This is a genomic window from Pseudoalteromonas sp. 68 DY56-GL68, from assembly GCF_041414825.1.
GTDB lineage: Bacteria > Pseudomonadota > Gammaproteobacteria > Enterobacterales > Alteromonadaceae > Pseudoalteromonas.
Window position 1 is genome coordinate 79,490 of the sequence record NZ_JAOCZL010000020.1, and the last position, 17,033, is coordinate 96,522.

Genomic DNA, 17,033 nt, shown 5'->3' on the forward strand with positions numbered 1-17,033 from the left:
TTACTATATCAGATGTTGAATGGCGGGGTAGAGTAAGGGGACGATTAAAGCGCTTAATAGTGCACTCAATGCCATAGCTACAGATGCAAAAGCGCCTGCCTTCGGTTGCTCTGTTATAAGAGAAGCAGTGCCAATAGCATGACAAGCAGTGCCAATTGCGACACCTTTAGCTTGTGCATTATGTATATTTATTAGCGAGAAAATTAAATTACCGAAAATTGCCCCAAGTACACCAATAAAAATCACCATAGCCGCTGCTAAAGAAGGAATTCCGCCAAGTGCATCGGTAACCAGTAAAGTGATAGGTGTGGTTACTGACAAACTAGCCAAGGATGCACTAAGTTCTGCAGGCGCGGAAAACATAGCGCAAATAATCGATGCAACCAGCGTGGCATTGATTACCCCTAAACTGCAACTTATCAAAATTAACAGTAGATTCTTTTTAACATGTATAAATTGCTGATAAAGCGGTAGAGCTAAAGCCACAATAGCGGGTTCAAGTAACCAACTTAGCACTTTAGTGTGCTCAGCGAATGGAGCGTAGGGGAGTTTGAGTATCATTAAACACGCTGCAATTAGCACAATTGCCCAGCAAACTGGGTTGGTAAGTGCTTTTGCAATAGCATGGTGTGTTTTAGTGTTTAAAAAACGCAGTGCTAGGAAAAGAGCAATAACTAATGGAACGCTTAACCACCAAAAGCTAGCTGTCATTTTCACGCCCCTTAAAGTAAGCGATAACAGAGCCAATCAATACAACGCTTGTCAGTGGCACAACAATAAAGATAGTCAGTAATAAAGGCCAGTGCTCAGCGATTAAACCTAAGTGTTCAATAATCCCGACCCCCGCAGGAATAAAAAACAATGGCATATAATTGAGTAAAGGACTGGCTGTCGGCTTTAAATGGTGCTCTTTTACTATACCTGTTAAAAGTAATACGAGTAACAAGACCATACCGAGTAATGGAGCTGGAAAACTGCTTTCAAACAAAGCCGTTAAATACTTAGCAACGGCTAAACAAGCAAGAATAATGGCGCTACTGATTAGGTATTTCATGAGTCAGGATAATTGCGAATAAAGTACAACTACATCATACCCTTGTCAGCTGTACTATGCGACTTTAGCTTACCATGATTTAGCATTATTAAATTTAACATCTTCAGCGCCTTTGGCTTTCGCAATCGCCTTTTTGGTATTCGGATTCATTAGTAAGCGAATTTGGCTCCAAGTTTCTTTAGCAAGAATTTTACGTTGCTGTGAGCGATAGCTTTGCTGAGTAATGCGTTTAATTGCTGCGAGTGTATCGGGTGAGCGGGCCATCAATGTTTCAAGTACAGCATCGGTTTGTTTATCGACATCATCAGTCAGTTGCGTAACCAAGCCATATTCTTTAGCGTCTTCAGCCGAAACAGGCCCTGCATGGCTTGCAAGCCAAAGTGCTTGGTCACGCTTCATTAAGCCTGCAAGTACAACGTTAGCCCCCATATCAGGACACAAACCCCAGCGAGCCTCCATAATTGCTAACTTTGCGTTTTTATCGACAATACGGTAATCAGCCCCGAGCGCGATTTGCATACCGCCGCCAAAGCAATGCCCGGTAATTTTAGCTATCACCGGAATACTTAAGTCTTGCCAACCTAACACCACTTTTTGCGCGAGGTTTTGGTTTCCTGGTAACCACTTGAATAATAGTTTGATGATATTACTCGGCTTTTTCATCACCGCAGCAACATCAAGCCCAGAGCAAAAGTGCTCGCCTTCGCCAGAGATCACCACAGCACGCAAACTACGATCGTTTTTAATTTTTTTGATCACGTTTGAAAGCTCCACAAACATAGCAAAACTGAGTGCATTTTGTTTCTCGGCACGGGCAAGGCTAACCCAAGCGACCTGTTGTTTTATTTCTAGTTTTATCATGGTAACTCCTCTGACCTGTTTGCTAGAGCTTACGAACTAATCACATGTATGTAAAGAAATGCTGATGTGTGACAAAGAATTAGGTGATTTATTAAAAAAGAGTAACTTCGTCATATATTTGGTTACAAATTGATGTATATTTTTAAAACAAAGATGCTGGTTTACAGCTAGTTCGGTTTTGCGATTAATAAGATACTGCTTCAAATTTTCGCAAAATCCCATGACACGACTAGACTTAGCTTTAAGTCGCGCTACAAGGAGTAAAAATATGCTGATGCGCAATACACAACGCATGCAAAAGCTATCAACTGAATCTATAACAACAACAGTCTATGCATTGGCATTAAGTGTCTTACTTACAGGTTGTTCAGATGACAAGTCTCAGCAGCAAGCAACACCACCCCCTGCTGTCTCTGTATACAATGTAAATACACAAGAGGTCGGTAACTACCGCGAATTTGTAGCACGAACCGAGGCATTTCAAGAGGTTAAAATTAGAGCGCGAGTTGAAGGTGAGCTTATTGAGCGTCACTTTGACGAAGGTTCGTCTGTTGAAAAAGATCAGTTATTACTTCGTATTGACCCTTCAGAGTATCGTTCAACGGTCACTGAAGTTGAAGCTGATTTAAAAAGCCGTATCGCAGCGGCCAGTGCAGCTGAGCGAGATTTAAAGCGCGGCAAAGATGTTGCGTCACAAGGGTTTATTTCTCAATCTGACCTCGACAAATTAACGACCAATTTTGAGCAAGCAACTGCGGCAGTTAAAGCGGCAGAAGCAGAGCTTGAGAAAGCGAAGTTAAATTTAAGCTATACCGAAATTAAAGCGCCATTCAGTGGGCGCATTGGTAAAGTAAATTATGATGTTGGCAATATTGTGGGGCCATCATCAAATGAACTTGCAGAGCTGACTGATGTTGACCCTATCTATGTGAGTTTTCAGGTAGAAGAGGCAGATTACATTAGTTATCGTCAACAGCACCAGACACCGTCAGGTCGCGACCCGCGAGATGTACCAATAGATTTAACACTACGCTTACCGAATAATTCGACCTTTCCTGCAAAGGGTGTATTAGATTTTGCTGATACTAAAATTAACCGTAATACTGGTACGGTTGAACTTAGAGCCTCATTTGATAATCCCGATGGTATTGTGATGCCAGGGTTATTTGTCACTTTAATCGTAGAGAGTACCAATAAAAAAGAACTTGCACTGATCCCACAAGTCGCCGTACAAGAAAATCAACAGGGTAAATTTGTACTGGTTGTTGGTGATGATAACAAAGTCGCCATGCGTATTGTTGAACTTGGCCGCCGTATCAATGCTATGTGGGTGGTTGAATCAGGTCTTGAAGCTGGGGAAAAGGTGATTATTGAAGGCCTGCAAAAAGTACGGCAAGGTGCAGAAGTTAAGGCTGTGGAAAAGAAAGTAGATGCCACAACAGGCACTATTTCTAATAAAGCAAACTCTTAGGAGTATGAGATGATTAGTAAAACATTTATATCTCGCCCTAAGTTTGCACTGGTTATATCTATTGTTATTACAATTGCGGGCTTAATATCGATGGCTTTATTGCCGGTTAATATGTACCCGCAAATCACCCCGCCACAAGTACAAATTACAGCCAGTTATCCTGGTGCGAGTGCGCAAATAGTTGAAGAGTCCGTTATTAGGCCTATTGAAGAACAGGTCAATGGGGTTGAAGATATGATGTATATCGAGTCAACTTCATCTAATAACGGTACTGCGAATATAACCGTTTACTTTAAAGTTGGCACTGATACGGACATAGCACAGGTTAATGTGCAAAATCGTGTCGCACTGGCTGAGTCAGGTTTGCCTGAAGAAGTGAAGCGTCAAGGGGTGTCGGTTAAGAAAAAATCAAGCTCAATGCTTTTAGGTATTAACCTTTATTCAAGCAAAGATAATATTGATGCTATTTTTCTAAGTAACTACGCGACAAATTATTTAACTGAGCCTTTAGGGCGTATCAATGGTGTGGCCTCAGCAGAGGTTATGGGGGAGCAGACGTACTCGATGCGATTATGGCTGCGTCCCGATAGAATGGCTTCTTTGGAGTTAACGGTGGCGGAAGTACAAGCTGCGTTACAAGAGCAAAACACCATAGTGGCGGCCGGTAAGTTGGGTGCGGCACCAACAGGGCCTAGCCAGCAATTTGAATACTCAATTCAGGCGAAGGGGCGTTTAAAGACACCAGAAGAGTTTGGTCAAACTATTATTCGCGCAAATAAAGATGGTAATTTTGTGCGTTTAAATGATATCGCGCGCATTGAAATGGGAGCCGCGAGCTACAGTACGACCGCCAAATTAAACCAGCAAGATACTGCGTTTATTGTTATTTATCAGCTAACTGAGGCGAATGCGACACAAGTTGCTACCGATGTTAAAGCGCGTATGGAGGAGCTAGCAAAGCAGTTACCTGATGGTATTGAGTACTCAATTCCCTATGATACAACTGAATTTATTAACCGTTCAATTGAAGAAGTGGTAATAACACTTGTACAAGCCGTTGGTTTGGTTATTTTAGTGGTGTTTTTGTTTTTGCAAAATTGGCGCGCAACACTGATTCCTACCGTTGCGATTCCGGTGTCTTTGGTGGGGACCTTCGCATTTATGATGATGATGGGTTATTCCATCAACCTAATTACGCTTTTTGGTTTGGTGCTAGCAATCGGGATTGTGGTTGATGATGCTATTATCGTTATCGAAAATGTTGAGCGGATCCTAAAAGAAGAAAAACTACCTATAAAAGAAGCCGTTACCAAAGCAATGGAGCAGGTATCAGGCCCCATTGTTGCAACCACCCTTGTGTTATTAGCGGTATTTGTGCCTGTTGGATTTATGCCAGGGATCACCGGAGAGCTTTATAAACAATTCTCCGTAACGATTTCATTCGCTGTACTTATTTCATCTGTTAATGCACTTACTTTAAGTCCTGCGCTGTGTGCTTTGCTATTAAATGAAAAAGCCATGAAACCAATAAAATGGCTGGCTCCTTTCGAAAATGTGATCACACGCTCAACCAGCGGATATAGCAAAGTAATTAATTTTATCTTAAAGCGTTCTGCGCGAATGGCACTTTTTGCTGTGGTGATTTTTGCTGCCGCAGGGTGGCTTGTAAAAACGGTTCCTACAGGCTTTGTACCAGCAGAAGATCAAGGCTTTTTGTTCGTTGATGTGCAGTTGCCAGATGCAGCAGCAAGTAATCGTACTCAAGAGGTGATGCATAAATTAGGGGATATTGTAAAAAATGAACCCGCAGCGACTGATTTTATAGCCGTGTCTGGGTTTTCGTTACTAGGTGGTGCAGGTTCAAATAATGCATTAGGGATTGTGGTGTTAAAAGACTGGGAGGAGCGAACTAGCTCTGAACTTGGTTTGCGTGCGGTACTAACACGTTTAATGGGGCAGTTTTGGGCGATGCCAGATGCGCAGATTATGGCATTTAATCCACCATCAATCCCAGGGTTAGGTACCAGTGCAGGTTTTGAGTTTAGGTTGCAAGATAGTGAAGGGCGTGAGCCCGCTGAGCTTGCTCAGGTATTAAATGGACTTATTTATGAGGCAAATCAGCGTCCAGAGCTTTCTAATGTTTACAGCACATTTAGAGCAAATGTGCCACAATACTTTTTAGAGATTGACCGCAATAAGGCCAAGGCCCAAGGGGTGGCACTTAGCGATATTTTCTTAACTTTACAGGCACAATTAGGATCATTGTATATTAATGACTTTAATCAGTTTAGTCGCACATACAGAGTGATCATGCAGGCGGAGAGTCGTTTTCGTCAAAACCCTGCCGACTTACAACATTACTATGTGCGTAATGATGAAGGTGCAATGGTGCCGCTTACCACGCTTGCTAAGCTTGAGCCAATCCTTGGCCCAACCAGCTTAACGCACTTTAATTTATACCGCAGTGCGAGTATTAGCGGGCAGCCCGCAGCGGGTTACTCAAGTGGTGATGCGATAAAAGTCATGCAAGAATTAGCTGAGCAGCTGCCAACGGGTTATGTTTATGAATGGGCTGGGCAATCTAAACAAGAAATAGAAGCAGGTAATGTTGCACCGATTCTATTTGGTTTAGCGGTTGTTTTTGTTTATTTATTCTTAGTCGCACAATATGAAAGTTGGACGATTCCATTTTCGGTCATTGCCGCCGTACCACTGGCGTTATTTGGTGCAATGCTTGCGTTATATGTAATTGGTATGGAAAACAATATCTATGCACAAGTGGGCCTTGTGTTGTTAATTGGCCTATCAACTAAAACTGCTATTCTGATCGTTGAGTTTGCTATGGAAGAACGCTCAGCGGGTAAAGGAATTCTCGAAGCAGCATTAAATGCGGCGAAAATGCGTTTTAGAGCGGTGCTAATGACAGCCCTCTCGTTTGTGCTTGGCGTATTACCTTTGGTATTTGCAAGCGGTGCAGGTGCTGGAAGTCGAATATCACTGGGTGTAACTGTGCTGTTCGGTATGTTAGCTGCTACGATATTTGGTACATTGTTGGTGCCATTATTTTATACCCTTGTGCAGGGGATGCGTGAAAAAATAAAAGGGCAAGCATCTTCATAGCCTTCAGCGAAAAATAAAAAAGTCAGGGTAACCTGGCTTTTTTTTTGGTAAAACTCAAAAGAGGTTTGTTATCATAGCTTAATTCAAATATCAGAGGGTTTTGGTCATGGCTGGTCCACGCTTATACAGTGAAGAAGAAGTAACACATCAGGCGTATGATATATTTTTAGAATTAGCACCTGACAACTTAAGCGAGCAAGATATTGCTGACTTTAATGAACACCGCGAAGAGCTCGGTTTTATTGAAGAAGGTGAACCGGATAATCAATGGCAAGATTTTGTTGCATTAGAGATTGAACCTGAGCTGTTTGTGCAAGTCTTAGTAGGACTTGAGTTTGATAATCAAGATATTCTGTTTGCCAAAATTTTAATTAGCCGAGATAAAGATGCGCCTTTTTGTCATATTCTTTGGAAAGATAGCGAATAAATTTTCCGCCGATGTTTGATTTAATCCCGAGTTGCTTTTATACACTAAAACGTGCGCTTTTAGTCGCTTTTATGCTGACTAGCTGGCAGGTTGCCGCTGTTGATCCATTTGAAGATTTTCATGAGTATGGTCAGCTATCTGAAGAAGAAATCCATAAAATCCATAAGGGCGAGATGCTTTATGGGGATATGGAATTTGGCTTTATGATTAGTAGTGGTAATACACATTCAACCAGCTTTAAATATAAAGGTAACCTGTATCAGGATTTTGAAAAATGGCGTAACCAATTCAAAATAGACACCCTATATAAACGAGACCGTAATGACGAAACTGGTGATGATGAAGTTTCAGCTGATCGAATTTTTATATCAGGGCAGGGTAACTACAAGCTAAACGTTAAAAATGAATCTTTCTTTATTTATGCGGATTATGAAGAAGATGAGTTTAGTGGCTTAGAGTTTAAAAGCACTGTGGCTACAGGTTATGGTAATCGCATATACCAAGGTAGCAAGAACAAGGTTGATATAGATGTTGGGCCTGGCCTTTACCGCTCAGTTGCCGATGAAGATATGGCAACCGAAGAGGATGAAACTAAAACCGGCTACTTATTGCGCTTAGCTCTGCAGTGGGAGCGCACGGTATCTGCACGCACACGTTTTAACCAAGATGTGAGTTATGAGCAATCCATGTCAGGGTTAAATTCGCGACTAAAATCAGAAACCTCGCTGATCAGCAAAATCATGGGTGATGTATCGCTTAAATTTACCTATATGTACCGTTATAACTCAAAACCAGAGGAAGACAAGCTTAAGTATGATTCAGAGCTCAGTGCAACCTTTGTTTATAGCTTTTAATTAGAGAATTCTTTATGTATCAACATAAGCAATATGCACTATTTATCTTTATTGTTTTAGGCTGGATAGGTGGTTTTCTTGCCTTGGCATGGAACTTAATAGGTGCAGATGTGCCACTAATGGGATTTAGTGCCATTTTAGTGTTAGTGGCTTTTTTATTTCATAGCCTAACCATCAAAGTAACTGACAAAACAGTGAGCTGGGCATTTGGGCCTGGTGTGTTTGGTAAAACGGTGAGCTTTGACGACATTGAGTCAGTCAGAGCTGTTAGCAATTCATTTCGTCATGGAATTGGCTTACGTATAACTCACGATGGCTGGGTGTACAGTGTATCTGGTTTTAGTGCGGTAGAGCTGGCAATGAAAGATGGTACACATTACCGTTTAGGCACCAATGATCAAGCAGGTTTACTTGCCGCACTTAAAACGCATATAACTCAGCCTGAAGCTATGCCAAAAGCAAAGGAAGAAGTGAGCGCAGAACCTGAGTAAGTGATACGCTTCTGTAGGGCATAGTGTAGATATAAAAAAAGCGCCATCGGCGCTTTTTTAGTGTTTCGTTTAGTGGCTGTGACCACAACCACCTTCGCCATGCACATGACCGTGTGCAAGCTCCTCTTCTGTGGCATCGCGTACTTCGAGTACTTCAACATCAAAGTGAAGCGTAATACCTGAAAGAGGATGATTACCATCGACAATCACGTCTTCATCTTGGATTTCAATGATCATGACTGATTGATCGCCTGCATCAGTTGTTGCTCTAAATTGCATACCTACTTCAATTTCCATGCCTTCGAACATCGACTTCGGCACTGCTTGCATTAGGTCGTCGTGACGCTCACCATAGCCTTGTTCTGGCTCTACAGTCACACTGAATGTATCACCGGCTTCTTTACCGAGTAGCGCGTTTTCAAGACCAGGGATTAAAAATCCTGTGCCCACGATAAACACCAGTGGTTCACCATCGAAAGAATTGTCGATGGTATTTTTGTTATTATCCAATACTGAATAATGCATTTTTACCACTTTGTTTGCTGCTACGATCATAGTCATTCCTATTTATTCATCTTCGAGAGAGTAAGGTAGAGCTTGAATTGATAGCTCAACCTGAGGGAGGTGTTTTGCACGTAATACGTGGCCTGTTTCATTGTCATTTGGTAAGACTACAAGGCCCACAAGAGTGTGCGTTTGTTGATTATAACTTTGGCTGATAAGCTTGCCTGCACGGCGCCAGTTTTCGCCCATTTGTGTTTCAAGCTCTAGTTCATCGAGTAAACCATCGGCTTTACCTGCGACGATATACATGGCGCGTTTATTTTTTCCGAGATACTTCATACGGGCGACGGTTTCTTGCCCTGTATAACAGCCTTTTCTGAAGCTAATACCACCTATAGCCTGTAAATTAACCATTTGCGGTACATATTCGCCAATAGCATCTTCATTTAAAGAGGGTTCAGCGGCAGTGATTGCTGCTTCTTGCCACATGCTGTCATTATCAAGTGCGGTGATATCGTCAGGTAAGCTAAAGTCATTATTTACCATCAATAATATGCGGTTTTCTGCAAGCTTTAGTGCTTTGCCTCCTGCAAAATCAACAGCAGTCTGAGTATCATTAAAGTGGATATTCAATAACGCGAGGGTTGAGGTAAGATCTTCACCAGTTAAGCCAATAAGCGGCTTATCAGATTGCTCAATCTCAACTTGAGAGAATACAGCATACTTTTTTAATTCGACCAAAGATTGCGCTACCTCAGGTTTAGAGCCAACTAGGTAGTAGTTATCTTGGTATGTAAATAGCTTGAACACACCCCAAAGTTTACCTTTGGCATTACAGTGTCCTGCCCATAAGAAGTTATCGTTACTTAGCTTATTGATATCTTGAGTAACTTGCCCGTGAAGGTATGACAGCTTATCTTTACCTGAAAGGCTAATAAGCGTATGAGATAATGGGCATGCGTAAACAGTCGACATAAAAACCTTCTTTACGATATAAGTGAACCCTAATGATAACTTAGTTAGGGTGGCAATTTAAATAGCTGTTTATTCGATTGCAATTTGTTAAACTGCAGACAAATAAGTACGAGGTTTAAAATGACTGAAATTCACAGTAAAGAACGCATTCGTTGGGCGTGCCGCCGTGGTATGCTCGAACTTGATGTTTTATTCATGCCATTCGTTGAACAAGCGTTTGACTCACTATCTACAGAGCAGCAAGCTGTATTTCAACGCCTACTTGAGTGCGATGATCCTGATTTATTTGCATGGTTTATGGGTCACGAAGAATGTAAAGATGCAGAGCTCAAGGGCATGGTGACGCTTATTTTAGACCGAGTTCGTGTATAGGTTTACCGTCAAAAATAACTTCCCAGACCACAAACCTTTTGTGGTCTTCTTTTGTTTTCTAGCCTTGTTATTATACTTTTCTTATAGTCATATCTTATCAGAGCTTTTAGCCTGTTTTGCTTGCCTTGTGATTGGTGTTGGTTGTTTTAAAAAAGTAAAACAAGCACAGCCCAGTGAGGGAGTTATTATTTTGCAGCAATCGCAGTTAGGCTTTTTTAATGAACAGTTACAACTGCAAGGTAAAATAAGTCCCAAGAGCTATGTGTTTGCAAATCATGTAGTTATAAGATTAATTGGCTTTTATCAATCACACTGGCTGATTATCTCGTCAGCCAGTGTTGATGAGCTAAGTTTTTCTCGTTTGCGACGAGCGGTTATTGCAGTGCAGCAACCAGCTTAGGGGTTAATATAGTCGGTGTAGGGTTTTCAGTTTGATTTGGGTAGTCGATTGTATAATGAAGCCCGCGGCTTTCTTTACGCTCAAGGGCACTACGAATAATCAGCTCCGCAACTTGTACCAAGTTACGAAGTTCTAGTAAGTTATTTGTAACCCTAAAGTTTGCATAGTAATCATGGATTTCTTGCTGCAGTAATTCAACGCGATGCAGTGCGCGTTCTAAGCGCTTGGTTGAGCGTACAATGCCCACGTAATCCCACATAAATAACCTTAGCTCATGCCAGTTGTGGGTTATAACGATTTCTTCATCTGAGTTAGTGACACGACTTTCATCCCATAAAGGTAATGGTTCTGGCGCAGGTGAGGTGTCAATTTTGCTTAAAATGTCTTTTGCCGCAGCATGGGCAAACACAATACACTCAAGTAATGAGTTACTCGCCATTCGGTTTGCACCGTGAAGACCTGTATAAGCGACTTCACCCACGGCATATAAATTGTCGAGATCTGTTCGACCATTAAAGTCAGTCATGACACCACCGCACGTATAATGCGCGGCAGGAACGACTGGAATCGCCTCTTTCGTTATATCAAGACCAACACTTAAGCACTTTGCGTAGATAGTTGGGAAGTGCTCAATAATAAAATCTTTATCTTTATGGCTGATATCTAAATAGACACAGTTTGCACCAAGGCGTTTCATTTCAAAGTCGATAGCGCGAGCGACAATATCACGAGGCGCAAGCTCTTCGCGCTCGTCAAAATCTTTCATAAAGCGTGTGCCATCAGGGCGTTTTAAATACGCACCTTCACCGCGCATTGCTTCTGTGATCAAAAAGTTTTGCAGCTCTGGGTGATATAAACTCGTCGGGTGGAATTGGTTAAATTCCATATTCGCCACTCGACAACCAGAGCGCCACGCCATCGCAATACCATCACCACTCGATACATCAGGGTTAGAGGTATATAAGTACACTTTGCTTGCACCGCCAGTTGCAAGCGCGACGAACTTAGCAGCAATCGTTTCTACTTTTTTATCTTCACAATTCCAGACATATAAGCCATGGATATGCTTTCCTTTTTTGCCAAGGCTTTTATCGCTGATCAAATCAATCGCATTGTAGTTTTCTAATAACGTGATGTTAGGGTGTGCTTGTACTTGGCTGATAAGTGTTGTTTGTACAGCACGACCCGTTGCATCAGCAGCGTGCAGAATGCGGCGATGACTATGGCCGCCTTCACGGGTTAGGTGAAAACGTTCTTTGCCCTTTGAGTCAAATTCCATGTCAAAAGGCACACCTTGCTCAATAAGCCACTTTAAACACTTTTTAGCGTTGCTTGCAGTGTAGTGAACCGCATCACGGTCACACAGGCCACCACCTGCATCAAGTGTATCCTCAACATGAGATTCAATGCTGTCATTTTTCTTATCAAAAACCGCCGCAATACCGCCTTGTGCATACAATGTAGAGCCTTCTGTAAGCGCCCCTTTACTTAATACGGTTACTTTACAGTGATTAGCGAGTGATAAGGCAAGGGAAAGGCCTGCGGCGCCGCTGCCAATGATAGCGACATCAGTAATGTGATGTTTATTTTGGTTCATGTCTGTGGTCTTAGCGGTTACAATGCTCAGCTGATAGTGCAAAAGTTTGAGCAAAAATATTTTGATATGATATATGTATATGTACCATATTTGCTGTAGCACTATTAGTTATTTTAAATGTTATACCAATCTTATTAGATTTTTTGTCATATAAACAGTGTACTATCAACTGTTTTGCACAAATGTAGAATAGCTTTGAATTAGAATAGCTGTTGATTTTAAAGCTATTTTTGAAGTTTTACGCAAATAAGAACGGTATAACTCAATATATTTGCATGCTATCTTATAAAAAAAACATTTTAAACTGAACTTTTATATTCATCGTGCAGTCAGAGTTTGTGTAAACAATGGCGAGTATATGAATAGCAAGCAAGAATCAAACAGAGGAGTACCGGCTCGAATGAGCGAGCAGGATTTGGATTTAGCGCTAGTTAAAAGGGTCCAGCAAGGAGATAAAAACGCCTTCAACCTATTAGTTAGAAAATATCAGAATAAAATCGCAGGCTTGATCTCACGTTATGTGTCGAATCAAGGTGATGTTGCTGATGTCGCTCAAGAAGCTTTTATTAAAGCTTATCGTGCGTTACCTAACTTTAGAGGGGACAGCGCCTTTTATACTTGGTTATACCGTATCGCCGTAAATTGTGCTAAAAATTACTTAGTTGCTCAGGGCCGAAAGCCCCCAGCGAACGATGTTGATGCAGAAGAAGCTGAGTTTTATGACAGTGCAGATGCAATGCGTTCTAACGCATCGCCAGAGAATCTGTTACTCAGTGACGAAGTACGTGCTGTAATTTTTAATACAATTGATAGTTTGCCTGAAGATCTGAAAACTGCGATTACCCTTCGAGAGATAGAAGGGATGAGCTATGAAGAAATAGCCGTGGTTATGGATTGCCCCGTGGGAACTGTACGTTCACGTATATTCCGTGCCCGCGAAGCGATTGATAATAAATTAAATCCATTAATAGGTGAGTCTTAGTATGACAAAAGCAGACGTTAACAAGTTGGATAACGAGCAGCTATCCGCGTTACTTGACGGCGAACAGCAACTAACCGATGAAGCGATAACAAAAGACGATGTCGCGACATTTGGTCGTTATGCGATGATCGGTGATGCAATGCGTGCTGAGGCAAATAACAGCGCTTTTAACTTTGATATTGCCAACGCCGTTGCAGATGCACTTGAACACGAACCTGTCTATGCCGATTTCGCGAATAAAACAAATGCACCAAAAAGCGAAGAAATCGTGGCAGCAACAGGTACTGACAATGTTGTCGCATTTAACTGGCGCCGTCCATTTGCACAAGTTGCTATCGCAGCAAGCGTTGCAATGTTCGCGATAGTGGGCGTACAAACATTGCCGCAAAACAGTGAGTCACCTGAAAGTGACATTCCATTGCTACAAACAACCCCATTGACTGGCGTGGCATCACCGGTGAGCTACTCATCTGAACAGCCAGCGCTTGAAAATGCACAGCAAGGTTTGCGTGAGTTACAGCAGCAGCGAATTGGTGCACTTGTTCTAGAGCACCATAGACAAGCACGTGTTGCTTATTCATTAGAAAAGTCGCAAACTGAGGCCAAAGCCGAAGAGGAAAATCACTAATTTAATGAAAGTTATTACTTTTATTTTATCGCTGGTAATAAGTGCATCCGCTTTTGCCAGCGACGAAAACCCCGCCAAAGCATTATTATTAGATATGGCTAAAGCCGTTCATACCCGTAACTTTGATGCATCCTTTGTGGTCGTTAAAGGTCAAGCAATGGAGCCTTATCGCTGGTTACACGCAAAACAAGGTGATATTGAGCTTGAGCATTTAAGTTTATTGAATGGTGCTGGTCTTGAGATGGCTCGTGTGAACGATCAAGTTACTTATTTTGAGCCCCACTCAGAGCCTTACTCTGTCAAAACTGACTCAATTGCAGGACCTATTCCAGAGGTTTTGTTTAAAGATATTGAGCGTTTAAGTGCTCATTATGATTTCGTTCTTGGCGGAAAAGGCCGTATAGCTGGGCGTTCAGCGCAGTTGGTTCGAATAGAATCAAAGGACGAGTTTAAGTTTAATTACTGGATTTGGCTTGATACTGAGTCATCATTATTACTTAAATCTGCTTACGTTAACCACAAAGGCGAAATGTTGGAACAATTACAGCTTACTCATATCAGTGTGACGGAGCAGCCAGCTCCCTTATTGCTTGAGATGCAAAACCGTGACTTTCCAACTCCCTTACCAGTGAGTGAAATTGACAATGAAAGCACAGGTACGGCGGTTAATAATTGGAAGATAGGCTGGTTACCTGATGGATTTAAACTGTTAAAATCTGATCGCCATAAGCTTGATTTAAACAATGAGCTAACAGATTATTACTTGTATTCAGATGGCTTTGTTGAAGTTTCTGTATTTGTTCAAAGACCATTACCAGGTAAACGCCCCAGTGGTGCGCTTTCATCGGGTGCTACTACAGTCTATGTTCATAACAGTGGTAGCTTTGATGTGTCAGTTGTTGGTAATATTCCCGCTATGACAGCCAAAGCCATTGCAGAGTCGGTAGCGCGACCTCTTTAAACCATGATTGAACAAACACTCACTGTCGTGTCTGTAAAAGGCACGACAGCAAATTTAGAAGCAGAGCAAAAACAAGCCTGTGCAGGGTGCAATGGCCGTTGTGGCTCACAAGTCTTTGCCAAGTTATTTGGTACCGCTAAAAAAACATTCCCATATACATTCGATAATGAGCTAAAAATAGGGCAAAAAGTGACCTTAGCATTGGATGATAGTCATTTAGTAAAACATGCAATGGCTGTGTATATGTTGCCACTATTACTTAGTTTAGGGTTCGCTTTAGCTGCTTTTGCAGTATTTTCGCTTGCTGAAGGGTGGCAAATTTTAGCGGCCTTGTTGGGGGGCTTAATTGGCTATGCAATAGCTAAATCAAGGGTTAAGAGCCTAAAACATGATATAAAAGTAATAAAAATTCACCCAATTACTATTCCTTTCACTCAAATAGATGGTGATTAAAGCCAATTAAATGTAAAATTGTCGCTTTATACACTTAGTCCATTTTATATAGAAGTTTAGAATCCAGTTTATGAAGCATATCCGTAATTTTTCGATCATCGCCCATATTGACCATGGTAAATCGACTCTCTCTGACCGTCTTATCCAAGTTTGTGGTGGTTTAACAGACCGTGAAATGCAGCAGCAGGTGTTAGACTCAATGGACATTGAGCGTGAGCGTGGTATTACCATCAAAGCGCAAAGTGTAACGCTAAATTATAAAGCGAAAGATGGCGAAACATACCAGTTAAACTTTATCGACACGCCAGGACACGTTGACTTCACATACGAAGTATCGCGTTCACTTGCAGCCTGTGAAGGTGCGCTTTTAGTTGTTGATGCGGGTCAAGGTGTAGAAGCACAAACCTTAGCTAACTGTTACACAGCAATCGAAATGGACTTAGAAGTTATTCCCGTTCTAAACAAAATCGACTTACCGCAAGCTGATCCACTTCGCGTTGCTGAAGAAATCGAAGACATCATTGGTATCGATGCCCTAGATGCTGTGCAATGTAGTGCGAAAACTGGTATTGGTATTGAAGAAGTGTTAGAGGTTATCGTTAAAGATATTCCGCCACCAGAAGGTGACAAAGACAAGCCTCTACAAGCATTAATTATCGATTCATGGTTTGACCCATACCAAGGCGTTGTATCATTAGTACGTATTAAGCACGGTGAGCTACGCGCAGGCGATAAAATTAAGATCATGTCGAATGACCAAGTTCACATTGCTGATAAAGTGGGTATTTTTACACCAAAGCAAACTAACACGGGCATCTTAAAAACCGGTGAAGTAGGCTTTGTAATTGCGGGTATTAAAGAAATCCACGGTGCACCAGTAGGTGATACCATTACTTTACAACGTAATTCTGCTCCAGAGCGCTTACCAGGCTTCCAGCGTATTAAACCACAGGTTTATGCGGGTATGTTCCCAATTTCATCTGATGACTATGAATCATTCCGTGATGCGCTTGATAAACTGAGCTTGAACGATGCGTCGTTGTTCTTTGAACCAGAGAACTCAACAGCGTTAGGTTTTGGTTTCCGTTGTGGCTTCTTAGGTATGCTACACATGGAAATCATCCAAGAGCGCCTTGAACGTGAATACGATATTGATCTTATTACCACGGCACCTACGGTAATCTACGAAGTAGAAACTAAAGACGGCGTTAAGCAGATTGATAACCCATCGGATCTTCCTCCGGTAAATAATATTCTTGAGATCCGTGAGCCAATTGTTGAAGCTAACATATTAGTTCCACAAGAATTTTTAGGTAACGTAATTACGCTTTGTGTTGAAAAGCGCGGCGTACAAACTAAAATGAACTACCATGGTAAGCAAGTGGCGGTAACGTACGAATTACCAATGGCTGAAGTAGTCATGGACTTCTTCGATAAGTTAAAATCAACAAGCCGTGGTTTTGCGTCACTTGATTATAACTTTAAGCACTTCCAAGCGTCAGACATGGTACGTGTGGACGTACTAATTAATGGTGAACGTGTCGATGCATTAGCCATAATCGTACACCGTGATATCGCACAATCACGTGGTCGCCTATTAGCTGAGGCACTGAAAGATCTGATTCCACGTCAACAGTTTGATATTGCAATTCAAGCGGCAATTGGTCAGCATGTTATTGCGCGTACAACTGTCAAACAGTTACGTAAAAACGTAATTGCAAAGTGTTACGGTGGTGACGTAAGCCGTAAGAAAAAGCTTCTACAGAAGCAAAAAGAAGGTAAAAAGCGAATGAAGCAACTAGGTAACGTTGAAGTGCCGCAAGATGCGTTCTTAGCTATCCTTAAAGTTGGTAAATAATAGAAGTTAATAAAGGAATTAATGC

At 41.7% G+C, this 17,033-nt stretch carries 18 protein-coding genes; 12 read left to right on the forward strand and 6 right to left on the reverse strand.

What is annotated here, in order from left to right; genetic code table 11:
- Positions 1-3: 3 nt before the first annotated feature.
- The 3 genes from NYF15_RS12195 to NYF15_RS12205 all read right to left on the reverse strand — a co-directional run bounded on the left by NYF15_RS12195 (position 4) and on the right by NYF15_RS12205 (position 1,915).
- Positions 4-711, reverse strand: coding sequence for an LrgB family protein (locus NYF15_RS12195; RefSeq protein ID WP_371353719.1), 708 nt, complete (start codon positions 709-711; stop codon positions 4-6).
- Complete coding sequence (locus NYF15_RS12200; protein ID WP_237118096.1) at positions 701-1,054, reverse strand: CidA/LrgA family protein; 354 nt, start codon at positions 1,052-1,054, stop codon at positions 701-703. The genes NYF15_RS12195 and NYF15_RS12200 overlap by 11 nt, the downstream gene beginning before the upstream one ends.
- A gap of 69 nt (positions 1,055-1,123) precedes the next feature.
- Complete coding sequence (locus NYF15_RS12205) at positions 1,124-1,915, reverse strand: crotonase/enoyl-CoA hydratase family protein (RefSeq protein ID WP_371353720.1); 792 nt, start codon at positions 1,913-1,915, stop codon at positions 1,124-1,126.
- A 268-nt stretch (positions 1,916-2,183) separates the two neighbouring features.
- Here NYF15_RS12205 and NYF15_RS12210 point away from each other — a divergent pair, with 268 nt between their 5' ends.
- The 5 genes from NYF15_RS12210 (at position 2,184) to NYF15_RS12230 (ending at position 8,278) form a co-directional block, all read left to right on the forward strand.
- On the forward strand, positions 2,184-3,386 hold the full coding sequence (locus NYF15_RS12210; protein ID WP_371353721.1) for an efflux RND transporter periplasmic adaptor subunit: 1,203 nt from the start codon (positions 2,184-2,186) through the stop codon (positions 3,384-3,386).
- A gap of 9 nt (positions 3,387-3,395) precedes the next feature.
- Positions 3,396-6,506, forward strand: a complete 3,111-nt coding sequence (locus NYF15_RS12215; protein ID WP_371353722.1) for an efflux RND transporter permease subunit — start codon at positions 3,396-3,398, stop codon at positions 6,504-6,506.
- Positions 6,507-6,612: 106 nt separating this feature from the next.
- A complete protein-coding gene (locus NYF15_RS12220) occupies positions 6,613-6,933 on the forward strand; it encodes an HI1450 family dsDNA-mimic protein (RefSeq protein ID WP_130150414.1) in 321 nt (106 codons plus the stop codon).
- 71 nt (positions 6,934-7,004) lie between these two features.
- On the forward strand, positions 7,005-7,787 hold the full coding sequence (locus NYF15_RS12225; protein WP_237118744.1) for a DUF481 domain-containing protein: 783 nt from the start codon (positions 7,005-7,007) through the stop codon (positions 7,785-7,787).
- A gap of 14 nt (positions 7,788-7,801) precedes the next feature.
- Positions 7,802-8,278 (forward strand): hypothetical protein, encoded by a 477-nt coding sequence (locus NYF15_RS12230; protein WP_371353723.1) that lies wholly within the window; start codon positions 7,802-7,804, stop codon positions 8,276-8,278.
- 69 nt (positions 8,279-8,347) lie between these two features.
- On the opposite strand, the gene NYF15_RS12235 is transcribed toward NYF15_RS12230, so the two are convergent.
- Together NYF15_RS12235 and ygfZ are read right to left on the reverse strand one after the other, a co-directional pair.
- The gene (locus NYF15_RS12235; protein WP_054554327.1) at positions 8,348-8,833 is read right to left on the reverse strand and encodes a peptidylprolyl isomerase; all 486 of its coding nucleotides are present in this window, start codon (positions 8,831-8,833) and stop codon (positions 8,348-8,350) included.
- Between the two features lie 12 nt (positions 8,834-8,845).
- Complete coding sequence (gene ygfZ, locus NYF15_RS12240; RefSeq protein ID WP_371353724.1) at positions 8,846-9,757, reverse strand: tRNA-modifying protein YgfZ; 912 nt, start codon at positions 9,755-9,757, stop codon at positions 8,846-8,848.
- A 120-nt stretch (positions 9,758-9,877) separates the two neighbouring features.
- Between ygfZ and NYF15_RS12245 the strand changes: the two genes are divergently transcribed.
- Positions 9,878-10,129: a succinate dehydrogenase assembly factor 2 gene (locus tag NYF15_RS12245; protein ID WP_130150418.1), complete on the forward strand. Its 252-nt coding sequence runs from the start codon at positions 9,878-9,880 to the stop codon at positions 10,127-10,129.
- Positions 10,122-10,529, forward strand: coding sequence for a hypothetical protein (locus NYF15_RS12250; RefSeq protein WP_371353725.1), 408 nt, complete (start codon positions 10,122-10,124; stop codon positions 10,527-10,529). Before NYF15_RS12245 ends, NYF15_RS12250 begins: the two co-directional genes overlap by 8 nt.
- Here NYF15_RS12250 and nadB read toward each other — a convergent pair.
- Positions 10,504-12,126: an L-aspartate oxidase gene (gene nadB / locus NYF15_RS12255; protein WP_237118101.1), complete on the reverse strand. Its 1,623-nt coding sequence runs from the start codon at positions 12,124-12,126 to the stop codon at positions 10,504-10,506. The genes NYF15_RS12250 and nadB overlap by 26 nt on opposite strands.
- 400 nt (positions 12,127-12,526) lie before the next feature.
- Here nadB and rpoE point away from each other — a divergent pair, with 400 nt between their 5' ends.
- The 5 genes from rpoE to lepA all read left to right on the forward strand — a co-directional run bounded on the left by rpoE (position 12,527) and on the right by lepA (position 17,008).
- A complete protein-coding gene (gene rpoE, locus NYF15_RS12260; protein WP_036969086.1) occupies positions 12,527-13,108 on the forward strand; it encodes an RNA polymerase sigma factor RpoE in 582 nt (193 codons plus the stop codon).
- A gap of 1 nt (position 13,109) precedes the next feature.
- Positions 13,110-13,736, forward strand: coding sequence for a sigma-E factor negative regulatory protein (locus NYF15_RS12265; protein ID WP_371353726.1), 627 nt, complete (start codon positions 13,110-13,112; stop codon positions 13,734-13,736).
- 4 nt (positions 13,737-13,740) lie between these two features.
- The gene (locus tag NYF15_RS12270; RefSeq protein WP_130150421.1) at positions 13,741-14,697 is read left to right on the forward strand and encodes a MucB/RseB C-terminal domain-containing protein; all 957 of its coding nucleotides are present in this window, start codon (positions 13,741-13,743) and stop codon (positions 14,695-14,697) included.
- A 3-nt stretch (positions 14,698-14,700) separates the two neighbouring features.
- On the forward strand, positions 14,701-15,150 hold the full coding sequence (locus tag NYF15_RS12275; RefSeq protein ID WP_371353727.1) for a SoxR reducing system RseC family protein: 450 nt from the start codon (positions 14,701-14,703) through the stop codon (positions 15,148-15,150).
- Between the two features lie 70 nt (positions 15,151-15,220).
- Complete coding sequence (gene lepA, locus NYF15_RS12280; protein ID WP_130150423.1) at positions 15,221-17,008, forward strand: translation elongation factor 4; 1,788 nt, start codon at positions 15,221-15,223, stop codon at positions 17,006-17,008.
- The last annotated feature ends 25 nt before the right edge of the window (positions 17,009-17,033 follow it).

What these genes read in the sequence shown, in the direction of transcription:
- rpoE (WP_036969086.1), top strand. Translation starts at nt 12,527, where the DNA reads ATGAGCGAGCAGGATTTGGATTTAGCGCTAGTTAAAAGGGTCCAGCAA.
- NYF15_RS12245 (WP_130150418.1), top strand. Translation starts at nt 9,878, where the DNA reads ATGACTGAAATTCACAGTAAAGAACGCATTCGTTGGGCGTGCCGCCGT.
- NYF15_RS12210 (WP_371353721.1), top strand. Translation starts at nt 2,184, where the DNA reads ATGCTGATGCGCAATACACAACGCATGCAAAAGCTATCAACTGAATCT.
- NYF15_RS12235 (WP_054554327.1), bottom strand. Translation starts at nt 8,833, where the DNA reads ATGATCGTAGCAGCAAACAAAGTGGTAAAAATGCATTATTCAGTATTG.
- NYF15_RS12200 (WP_237118096.1), bottom strand. Translation starts at nt 1,054, where the DNA reads ATGAAATACCTAATCAGTAGCGCCATTATTCTTGCTTGTTTAGCCGTT.
- NYF15_RS12225 (WP_237118744.1), top strand. Translation starts at nt 7,005, where the DNA reads ATGCTGACTAGCTGGCAGGTTGCCGCTGTTGATCCATTTGAAGATTTT.
- NYF15_RS12220 (WP_130150414.1), top strand. Translation starts at nt 6,613, where the DNA reads ATGGCTGGTCCACGCTTATACAGTGAAGAAGAAGTAACACATCAGGCG.
- lepA (WP_130150423.1), top strand. Translation starts at nt 15,221, where the DNA reads ATGAAGCATATCCGTAATTTTTCGATCATCGCCCATATTGACCATGGT.
- NYF15_RS12230 (WP_371353723.1), top strand. Translation starts at nt 7,802, where the DNA reads ATGTATCAACATAAGCAATATGCACTATTTATCTTTATTGTTTTAGGC.
- NYF15_RS12195 (WP_371353719.1), bottom strand. Translation starts at nt 711, where the DNA reads ATGACAGCTAGCTTTTGGTGGTTAAGCGTTCCATTAGTTATTGCTCTT.
- NYF15_RS12270 (WP_130150421.1), top strand. Translation starts at nt 13,741, where the DNA reads ATGAAAGTTATTACTTTTATTTTATCGCTGGTAATAAGTGCATCCGCT.
- NYF15_RS12215 (WP_371353722.1), top strand. Translation starts at nt 3,396, where the DNA reads ATGATTAGTAAAACATTTATATCTCGCCCTAAGTTTGCACTGGTTATA.
- NYF15_RS12205 (WP_371353720.1), bottom strand. Translation starts at nt 1,915, where the DNA reads ATGATAAAACTAGAAATAAAACAACAGGTCGCTTGGGTTAGCCTTGCC.
- NYF15_RS12265 (WP_371353726.1), top strand. Translation starts at nt 13,110, where the DNA reads ATGACAAAAGCAGACGTTAACAAGTTGGATAACGAGCAGCTATCCGCG.
- NYF15_RS12275 (WP_371353727.1), top strand. Translation starts at nt 14,701, where the DNA reads ATGATTGAACAAACACTCACTGTCGTGTCTGTAAAAGGCACGACAGCA.
- nadB (WP_237118101.1), bottom strand. Translation starts at nt 12,126, where the DNA reads ATGAACCAAAATAAACATCACATTACTGATGTCGCTATCATTGGCAGC.
- ygfZ (WP_371353724.1), bottom strand. Translation starts at nt 9,757, where the DNA reads ATGTCGACTGTTTACGCATGCCCATTATCTCATACGCTTATTAGCCTT.